The sequence below is a fragment of the Enterovibrio gelatinilyticus genome (assembly GCF_028683095.1).
Taxonomy (GTDB): Bacteria; Pseudomonadota; Gammaproteobacteria; order Enterobacterales; family Vibrionaceae; genus Enterovibrio; species Enterovibrio gelatinilyticus.
In genome coordinates, this window is record NZ_JAJUBC010000144.1 from 1 (window position 1) to 349 (window position 349).

General features: G+C 46.4%; 1 pseudogene. It reads left to right on the forward strand.

The features are described 5' to 3' along the window. Positions 1–349: pseudogene (locus tag LRP50_RS25580) on the forward strand (alpha-amylase family glycosyl hydrolase); the annotation flags it as partial.

A 349-nucleotide genomic window follows, 5' to 3' on the forward strand; every position in this document is an offset into this window, starting at 1 on the left:
AGCAAGCCAACCGAGAAGACAAATGCACCGGACATTTCTGGGAAAGTCGCTTTAAAAGCCAAGCATTGCTTGATGAAAAGGCGCTCCTGGCAGCCATGACTTATGTAGATTTAGACCCAGTACGAGCAGCAATAGCGAAAACCCCTGAAACCTCAGAGCATACGTCCGTCAAAGCGCGAATTGAGTCATTGAAGAAAGAAGAAAACACCACACCTTGCTTATACCCCTTTGCTGGAAACCCGAGGGAGCGGATGCCAGAAGGTATACCTCTTAGGTTGATGGATTATCAAGAACTTGTTGATTGGACTGGTCGTCATAGCCGAGAAGATAAACGGGGTAATATTGATAG